Origin of the sequence: Mycobacterium sp., from assembly GCF_035314905.1 — a bacterium.
Lineage (GTDB): Bacteria > Actinomycetota > Actinomycetes > Mycobacteriales > Mycobacteriaceae > Mycobacterium.
This window is the reverse complement of sequence record NZ_DATFYW010000056.1, coordinates 1-7,956: the sequence shown is the minus strand read 5'-3', so window position 1 is coordinate 7,956 and position 7,956 is coordinate 1. Positions and strand designations below refer to the sequence as shown.

Genomic DNA, 7,956 nt, shown 5'->3' with positions numbered 1-7,956 from the left:
TCCGGCCCGCGCCCGGATAGGCTGCGGGCATGGGAGAGCCTGGGTGGGTCGAGGTACAGGCGCCGGCGGTGACGCTGCGCGGGTTGAGCTGGGAGCCGCGCGATGCCGCGGCCGGCGCACCGATTGCGTTGTGCCTGCACGGCTTTCCCGACACCGCGCATGGCTGGCGGCTATTGGCGCCACGGCTCGCGGCCGCGGGCTGGCGGGTGGTTGCGCCGTTCATGCGGGGATACGCGCCGTCGACCCTTGCGGCCCACGGCAGCTACCACGTCGGCGCGCAGATGGACGACGCGTTGCGGGTGCTGGACGGGGTCGGGCCGACCGGTCGTGATGTCGTGATCGGGCACGACTGGGGAGCGATCGCGGCGTCCGGTCTGGCCGCGATGCCCGACAGCCCTTTTCGCAGGGCGGTCGTGATGTCGGTGCCGCCGTCGCGCGCGTTCTGGCCGCGCCGCGGCCACGGATTACGGCGGTCGCTGCTCGCCCTGCTGCCCGCGCAGGCGCTGCGCAGCTGGTACACGATGTACTTCCAACTGCCTTGGCTGCCAGAGCATTCCAAGTCGTGGATCCTGCCGCTGCTGTGGCGGCGGTGGTCGCCGGGGTTCGACGCGAGCGAGGACCTGCGCCACGTCGACGCGGCGATCGGGTCGCCGCAGAGCTGGCGGGCGGCGCTGGGCCCGTACCGGGCGACCGCGCGGCCCGGTAAGCCGCCCGCGCAGTATGCCGAGCTCGAACGGTACTGGCAGCGGCCGCTGCGGCTGCCGACGCTCTATCTGCACGGCGCCGACGATGGTTGCCTGGGGGTCAAACTCGCCGACCGTGCCCGGACTGCGTTGCCGCCCGACGGGGCGATGCACGTCGTTCACCGTGCCGGGCACTTCCTGCAACCCGAGCAGCCCGACGTCGTCGCGGGCCGGATCCTGGACTTCATCGGCCACGCCGGCTAGGTGCGTTTCATGCCCGGGTGGTTGCGTGCGAGCAGCGGCAGCAGCAGCTCGGGCGGCGCTGCGGGCGATCAGCACCAGCCGATGGCCGCGCCGGACGAGCTCCCGCGCCATTGCCTCGCCGATGCCCGAGGACGCGCCGGTGACGACGGCCGCTCGGTCGTCGCCGGGTGCTGGAAGGGCCACCGGGTGACGCTACCGCGCCATGCCACGATGTTGCGGGTGAAGGTGCGGCTGACCCCGGTCGACGCACAGCTCTACTGGATGTCGGCCAAGATTCCGAACGACCAGTTCCTGCTCTATGCGTTCGCCGGCCGGCCCGCCGACATGGATGAGGCCGTCGCCGAGGTCCTCGCGCGGGCGCGGTCCTGCCCCGAGCTGCAGGTGCGCGTCGAGGACGGCTTCTCGCCGACGTACCCGGCGTGGGTCCGCCGGGATGCGGACGCCTCTCAGGTGGTGACCCGCGTCGGGGAAGTCGGCTGGCAGGACTGCCTTGACGCGGTCGCCCGGCTGGCCGATCACCAATTGGACCTTCGGCGCTGGGCCTGGCGGCTGCATGTGTTCGCGCCGGTCGTCGGGGTGCCCGGGGCGGACCCCGCGACGGTGGTGGTCGTGCAGGTCGGGCACGCGCTCGGCGACGGCATCCGGTCGGCGGCGCTGGCGGGTGCGTTGTTGGGCCGTCGGGCGGCGGTTCCGGCACCCGCCCGGGGCGGCGCGAACGGGGGTTTCCTTCGTCGTGCGGTCGTCGCGTCGCGGGCGCATGGGCAGCTGCAACGGGACACCGTCGCGGGCCTGGTTCCGCCGCCGGCCCCGCCGCGACCGGTGTTGAGCACCAACACCCGCCCGGGTGGGGTGCGGCTGGCGCGAACTCTGACGCGGCGGCGCTGGCAGCTGCCGGGACCGACCGTCACGGTCGGGGTTCTGGCCGCGCTCTCGGCGGCGCTGTCGGGGTATCTGCGTGATCGCGGGGAGGACGCCACGAGCTTGGGCGCCGAGGTGCCGATGGCCAAGCCCGGTGTGCGCCTGGCCAACAACCACTTCGGGAACGTTGCCGTGGGCTTGCATCCCGGCGTGGGTCCCGCCGATGAGCGGATGCGGCTGATCGCGGGCGAGCTGGCCGAGCGGCGACGCCGCGGCGAGCATCCGGCGTTTCACACCGGCGATCTCGCGCTGCTGGCCGTGCCGGCTCCGCTGCTGCGTTGGGGCGTAGCACGATTCGATGCCGACGCCCGGTCGCCGGTGGTCACCGCGAACACGGTGGTGTCCAGTGTCAACCGCGGTCCGGCCGACCTTCGGTTCGGCGGGTTGCCGGTCGTCCTGACCGCCGGCTACCCGGCGCTGTCCCCGATGATGGGCCTCACGCACGGTGTCCACGGCATCGGCGACACGATCGCGATCAGCGTCCACGCGGCGGCCTCGGCGATAGCTGACGTCGACGACTACACCGACCGTCTCGACGCCGCGCTTCCGGATCGGAGCTGACGGGCGAGCCTGAACTGGCCCGGGCCACTGAGATCGTCGAGCGCGGCCCGCCGTCCCGCCATCGCCATCAGCAGCGCTTCGCCGGTGCCGTGCACTTGCCGGCCTCGGCCGCGCGACCAGTCCAGATCGGTGGCCACCAGGCGCACTCCGCGGGCGTACCGCGCGCCCGGTGCCCAGCCGGCGACCTGATCGGCGCCTGACGTGGTGCGGCCCACCTCGAGGGCGGCAAAGTCGGGGGTCAGCGGATTGGTGCAGTCGATCAACACCTTGCCGGCCAGGTCGCCGCAGGCCGCCACCGCCGCTTGCGTGCCCTGCCACGGCGTGCACAGCACCACGACATCCGCACCGGCGGCGGCCTGCTGGTTGGTCCTCAGAGCCGCCCCGAGCGAGCCATACTTGCCATCGTCCGGATTGGGGACGCCGTAGGTGATTTCATGGCCGCGCCGCTGCCAGGCGTTTCCCAATGTGCTGCCGACGGAACCGGCGCCGATCACTGCGATGTTCATGACAGCTGATACCACGCCCAGACGGTGATGGAAAGCACGGACAACCACGGCGCTTCCCACCGGTCGTGCACGGGGTCCCCGCGACGATTAACGGACCCCCGTGCCGGTTTACTGCGTGGGCGCGCGCGTCGCGGCCATCCACGCGGTCCCGCCGCTGGCGTGTGCGCCTGCCCGGACCGCGTCACCGGCATCGAGGAGATCGCCGACGGCATCGCCTACGGAGTAACGCAGTTACGGGCGAAGCGCGGGAAGCGGCACCGCCGGAGGCGCTGACGGGGGTCTTACGCTTCTGCTCATGAAGGTTCGAGTGGACAACTCCAAGTGCATGGGACACGCCCAGTGCTATGCCGTCGACCCCGACTTGTTTCCGATCGACGACGCCGGCTACTCGGTGCTCGAGGCGCATGAAGTCAGGCCCGGGGACGAGGCCGCCACACGTGCGGGCGTCGACGCCTGCCCGGAGCAGGCACTCATTCTCTACGAGGACGGCTGATGAGCGATGACCGGCCGGCGAAGCGCCCGGCCGGGAGTTCATCCGCGCAACCTCTACCCGGGCGAATAGAACGCGTTCTAGATTCTGTCGCATGGGATTCCTGAAGCCCGACCTGCCCGTCCTCGACATGGCCGAATGGAGCAAGGGCACGCGCAGCGAGAAGATCCGTCCGATGGCCCGGCACTGGGCCGAGGTGGGTTTCGGCACGCCGGTCGCGCTGCACCTGTTCTACGTGTCCAAGATCCTGCTCTACATCCTCGGCGGCTGGCTGTTCGCGCTCGCAACCAACGGCATCGACGGTTTCACCAACGTCGCGTCCTGGTGGTCGGAGCCGATCGTGTTCGAGAAGGTCGTGCTCTACACGATGCTCTTCGAAGTCATCGGACTCGGCTGCGGGTTCGGCCCGCTCAACAACCGGTTCTTCCCGCCGATGGGCTCGATCCTGTACTGGTTGCGGCCCGGGACGATTCGGCTGCCGCCGTGGCCCGGACGAATCCCGTTCACCAGAGGCACCGCCCGCACACCGGTCGACGCCGCGCTGTACGCCGCACTGGCGGCGGCGCTGCTGTGGGCGTTGTTCTCGGACGGCACCGGCCCCATTCCCGCGCTGCACACGACGGTCGGCGTGCTGCCGAAGTGGCAGATCGCGACGATTCTGGCGATACTCGCCGTGCTGGGCCTGCGCGACAAGGTCATCTTCCTCGCCGCCCGCGGTGAGGTATACGCCACGCTGAGCGTGACTTTCCTGTTCGCCGGCGTCGACATGATCATCGCGGCCAAGGTGGTGTTCGTCGTGATCTGGATGGGCGCGGCGACGTCCAAGCTCAACAAGCATTTCCCGTTCGTGGTGTCGACGATGATGTCGAACAGCCCGGTGTTCCGTCCCCGGTCGATCAAGCGGATGTTTTTCGAGAAGTTCCCCGACGATCTGCGACCCGGGCGGCTGTCGCGGATCTTCGCCCACGGCGGCACCGCCGTCGAGATGTGCGTGCCGCTGGTGCTGTTCTTCAGCCGCGGCGGGTGGCTCACCGCGGCGGCCGCGTTCGTGATGGTGTGCTTCCACCTGGTGATCCTGACCGCCATTCCGATGGGGGTGCCGCTGGAGTGGAACGTCTTCATGATCTTCGGCATTCTCAGCCTCTTCGTCGCGCACGCCAACCTCGGCCTGAGCGATCTGAACAACCCGGTGCCCGTGGCCGTCCTGTTCGTCGTCATCGCGGGTATCTTGATTCTTGGCAACCTGTTCCCGCGCAAGATCTCGTTCCTGCCCGGCATGCGCTACTACGCCGGCAACTGGGACACCACGCTGTGGTGCATCAAGCCCTCTGCGGAGCAGAAGATCGGCAACGGGATCGTCGCGATCGCGAGCATGCCTCAGGCCCAACTGGAGCGCTACTACGGCAGCGCGGAGGCGGCGCAGATCCCGATCTACCTCGGGTATGCCTTCCGCGCCTTCAACACCCACGGAAAGGCACTGTTCACGCTCGCGCATCGGGCGGTGGCCGGGCAGGACGAGGAGGACTACACGATCACCGACGGCGAGCGGATCTGCAGCACCGCCATCGGCTGGAACTTCGGCGACGGCCACCTGCACAACGAGCAGCTGATCGAGGCCATGCAGCAGCGCTGCCATTTCGAGCCGGGCGAGGTGCGGGTGGTGCTGCTCGACGCGCAACCGATCCACCGCCAGACCCAGGAATACCGGCTGGTCGACGCGGCGACGGGCGAGTTCGAACGCGGCTGTGTCAAAGTCGCCGACATGGTCACCCGCCAGCCGTGGGACGACGACGTTCCGGTGCAGGTCTATGGGCCCGGCCAGGTGACCAGCCGGTAGCCGGGATGCGCTGCGGCACCCACGTGTGCGCGCCGTGCTCGAGTCGGCGCGAAGCAGCGGTCACGTCGCTGGTGAGGACGGCGCGAAGGTGCTGCGCCGGGTACGGCGGCTGTGGGGTGACGACCCGCGCGAATCGTCACCGTGACTCGACGCGTCAAGCGGTGCGATACCGGCCGAAGATACGTTCCGAGGTTCGGGTCCAGAACGCTGGGCTTCGAGGGTCATATCGCCTGGGCCGAGGCAATGCCGTGACGGCGGCCGGTGCGGCACCGAGGTGAGCAGCAAAGCCCGTAACCCGGGGAATACTGCACACTTCGAATATTGCTCGTTGCCAGTCTTTTTGGGTCCGCCGCGACGGTGTCGGGCGGGTGGTGCGCGACGGCTGGGACGGCGCGGCCGTGGCGGCGGCTTTGCTTGGTGCGCAGGAGCATCCGACGCTGTGGTGACGTTCGCCACCGCGGGGGCGGCAGGCGTGGCACCACGTGGGGACCGGTGCGACGTCTCTGGAGGATCGGCGTTCGTACGTCCTGGTTTCACGCGTTTGTCATATATGACACGAAGACTTGGACGTCGCTGACGCGGGCGGAAGCCGGCCCCTTGCTCTGTCGTAGAAAGCCAAGCTGGTCGCGATGTCGTTTTTTCTCGCGCCCCGCGCCGCAGAGCCCCGTCCGTACACAGTGCTACGCGCGGCCAACGAGCGTGCTTACCGCGCCGCGCCCCCCACCCGTCGTACAACCGAGGCATCCCCGGCCGCCTGACGAACGCTATCGACTGGGCCAGCCACCCGCATGGCATGAACTCATTCGCACAAAAGCCGTCGGCGATGATCGGCGCCTCCCCGGGCAACATCGAAACCGCTGTCGGGCAGCACAGTCTGCGGAGTGCGCGCAGTGGAACTACGCGCCTCCGGCCGCCGGTGTGTGGACCTGCGCGGCTATCCACGGCAGCGCGTCGCTGAACGCGCGCGACGCGAACGACCAGGTATGGAAGCTGACCAGAGTGTGCACTGAGCAGCTGATCTTGACCGCTGTCGCCGCCGCGCACAGATCCTGCGCCGCGCCGGTTTCGTCGTCGCGCCATTCGTCGTGGCCGCCGTAGCCCAACGGCGCGACCGGCCGCGGCTGGTTCTTGAAGGCGCCGAGCAGCGAGCGCGATAGATCATTTGGAGGTGTGGTGGTGTCCTCGAACCACCCCGACACACCGGCGTAGGGCCCGTGCCGCGCCATCACGGTCCTCGGGTCGAACGCGTCCCACTGCGCGGCGTTGCCGCCGTAGAGCCGATCGATGGTTTGCTGCTTGGTGCCCGAGCCGGGTCCGCGGTCACCGGCGATGTCTTCGAAGGTGCTGAACAAGTCCGGATGCATGACGGTCAGGTCGATCGCGCACGCGCCGCCCATGGACCAACCGACGACCGCCCACTGCGCCGGAGCCGATGACGCGCCGAATTTCGAGATCATGTAGGGGCGGACCTCTTTGGTGAGGTGGTCGGCTTCGTTGCCCCGCGGTCCGTTGACACATTCGGTGTCGTTGTTGAACACGCCACCGGGATCGATGAACACGAGTATCGGGGCCCGGCCACCGTGGTCGTGCGCGTAACCGTCCACGGCGGGAAGAATCTTGCCGCTGCTGATCCACTCGTCCGGCGAGTCGAACTCACCAGCGATCATCATGACCGCTGGCAGGGTCGGCGGTGCGGGGCCGGCAAACCATGCCGGCGGTAGGTAGACGAATTCGGCGCGGTGTTTGAAACCGCTCACATTGTCTGGGATGGTGACCTTGACCAGCTTGCCGCTCGACGGCACCGAATTGCGCAGGGCGCTCAAGTCGTTGGCGCTGATCTCGTCGGGCAGCGGCCCCGCGGTGAGCGCATCCCACGCGGACTGCAGTGTGCGGTAGTAGCCGAGCCATTGGTTGGCCGCCAGCAGGACGGCGACCAGGGCAAGCGGAATCACCAGCAGCGACAGCGCACGCCGCCACCAGCGTGCGGTGCGCCAACCTAGGACCGCGATCGCGGTCGCGGCGATGACAACACCAACCCACAGCCACAGCCGCTGCGGAGCCGGGTCGGTCGGCAAGCTCTGGGAGTTCACGTACCCGCGCGCCACCAGCGCGCCGATCGCCCCGATGGCGACGCTCACCGGCACCCACACCAGGCGCCAGCGACGGGTCCGCCAACCGATGACGGCTATCAGCAAGACCACGACGCCAATTTCCACGGTGAGCGGAAACCATCCGCCCAGCAAAGCGATCCCGTGATTGAACCTGTGGAAATCGGGTTGGGGCAATGCCGGGACGAGCGTTGGCGGCGGAGTCGGAACCGGCGTCGGTAACGGCGGTGGAGTGTCCAGTGACACGCCCAGCATCGGTGTATGGCTCCTTTTCAACAGCGGCGGATACGCCCCCGCAATCCAGTATCGGCTGCTGCACATATCAGCAGGCGTTCCTGCGGGCATGCGGGGTGGGTTACGTGTCGACGGCACGCGCCTGAAGTGCTCGCATCCGCCCGCTCAACCCGCTGTCGTCCAGGCCGCCCCGGACGCCGTGTCGCGGTGAAGTGCCGGTTCACCAAGTCAGCGGGGGTGTTGACCCGGATCAAGTTGGGCAGGCGCCGCCCGGGCCGCGCCAGCCCGTACTCGGTCATGATCGAGCCGACCAGTTTGAGGTCGACGTTCATGTCGTAGTCGGCCAGGATCGGAC

At 68.9% G+C, this 7,956-nt stretch carries 6 protein-coding genes and 3 pseudogenes; 5 read left to right on the top strand and 4 right to left on the bottom strand.

Going from position 1 to position 7,956, the window contains the following annotated elements; translation table 11 throughout:
• Positions 1-29 precede the first annotated feature (29 nt).
• The gene (locus VKG81_RS04510) at positions 30-947 is read left to right on the top strand and encodes an alpha/beta fold hydrolase (protein WP_324390112.1); all 918 of its coding nucleotides are present in this window, start codon (positions 30-32) and stop codon (positions 945-947) included.
• A gap of 53 nt (positions 948-1,000) precedes the next feature.
• Here the strand turns inward: VKG81_RS04510 and VKG81_RS04505 are convergent.
• Positions 1,001-1,130 (bottom strand): annotated as a pseudogene (locus tag VKG81_RS04505) (SDR family NAD(P)-dependent oxidoreductase); the annotation flags it as partial.
• Between the two features lie 27 nt (positions 1,131-1,157).
• Between VKG81_RS04505 and VKG81_RS04500 the strand changes: the two are divergent.
• The gene (locus VKG81_RS04500; protein WP_324390114.1) at positions 1,158-2,426 is read left to right on the top strand and encodes a WS/DGAT domain-containing protein; all 1,269 of its coding nucleotides are present in this window, start codon (positions 1,158-1,160) and stop codon (positions 2,424-2,426) included.
• On the opposite strand, the gene VKG81_RS04495 is transcribed toward VKG81_RS04500, so the two are convergent.
• Entirely contained in the window at positions 2,384-2,932 is a 549-nt protein-coding gene (locus VKG81_RS04495) for an NADPH-dependent F420 reductase (protein WP_324390110.1), read from the bottom strand. The genes VKG81_RS04500 and VKG81_RS04495 overlap by 43 nt on opposite strands.
• Positions 2,933-3,227: 295 nt before the next feature.
• Between VKG81_RS04495 and VKG81_RS04490 the strand changes: the two genes are divergently transcribed.
• From VKG81_RS04490 to VKG81_RS04480, 3 genes and pseudogenes are all read left to right on the top strand, one after another.
• Positions 3,228-3,425 (top strand): ferredoxin, encoded by a 198-nt coding sequence (locus VKG81_RS04490; protein ID WP_324390108.1) that lies wholly within the window; start codon positions 3,228-3,230, stop codon positions 3,423-3,425.
• Between the two features lie 91 nt (positions 3,426-3,516).
• Positions 3,517-5,259 (top strand): DUF3556 domain-containing protein, encoded by a 1,743-nt coding sequence (locus VKG81_RS04485; RefSeq protein WP_324390106.1) that lies wholly within the window; start codon positions 3,517-3,519, stop codon positions 5,257-5,259.
• 736 nt (positions 5,260-5,995) lie between these two features.
• Positions 5,996-6,217 (top strand): annotated as a pseudogene (locus VKG81_RS04480) (NAD(P)H-dependent oxidoreductase); the annotation flags it as partial.
• On the opposite strand, the gene VKG81_RS04475 reads toward VKG81_RS04480, so the two are convergent.
• On the bottom strand, positions 6,156-7,622 hold the full coding sequence (locus VKG81_RS04475; RefSeq protein WP_324390104.1) for an alpha/beta hydrolase: 1,467 nt from the start codon (positions 7,620-7,622) through the stop codon (positions 6,156-6,158). The pseudogene VKG81_RS04480 and the gene VKG81_RS04475 overlap by 62 nt on opposite strands.
• A gap of 17 nt (positions 7,623-7,639) precedes the next feature.
• A pseudogene (locus VKG81_RS04470) lies at positions 7,640-7,956 on the bottom strand (hypothetical protein); the annotation flags it as partial.

Coding starts and splice junctions, on each gene's coding strand:
- VKG81_RS04510 (WP_324390112.1), top strand. CDS start 30: ATGGGAGAGCCTGGGTGGGTCGAGGTACAGGCGCCGGCGGTGACGCTG.
- VKG81_RS04500 (WP_324390114.1), top strand. CDS start 1,158: ATGTTGCGGGTGAAGGTGCGGCTGACCCCGGTCGACGCACAGCTCTAC.
- VKG81_RS04475 (WP_324390104.1), bottom strand. CDS start 7,622: ATGCTGGGCGTGTCACTGGACACTCCACCGCCGTTACCGACGCCGGTT.
- VKG81_RS04490 (WP_324390108.1), top strand. CDS start 3,228: ATGAAGGTTCGAGTGGACAACTCCAAGTGCATGGGACACGCCCAGTGC.
- VKG81_RS04495 (WP_324390110.1), bottom strand. CDS start 2,932: ATGAACATCGCAGTGATCGGCGCCGGTTCCGTCGGCAGCACATTGGGA.
- VKG81_RS04485 (WP_324390106.1), top strand. CDS start 3,517: ATGGGATTCCTGAAGCCCGACCTGCCCGTCCTCGACATGGCCGAATGG.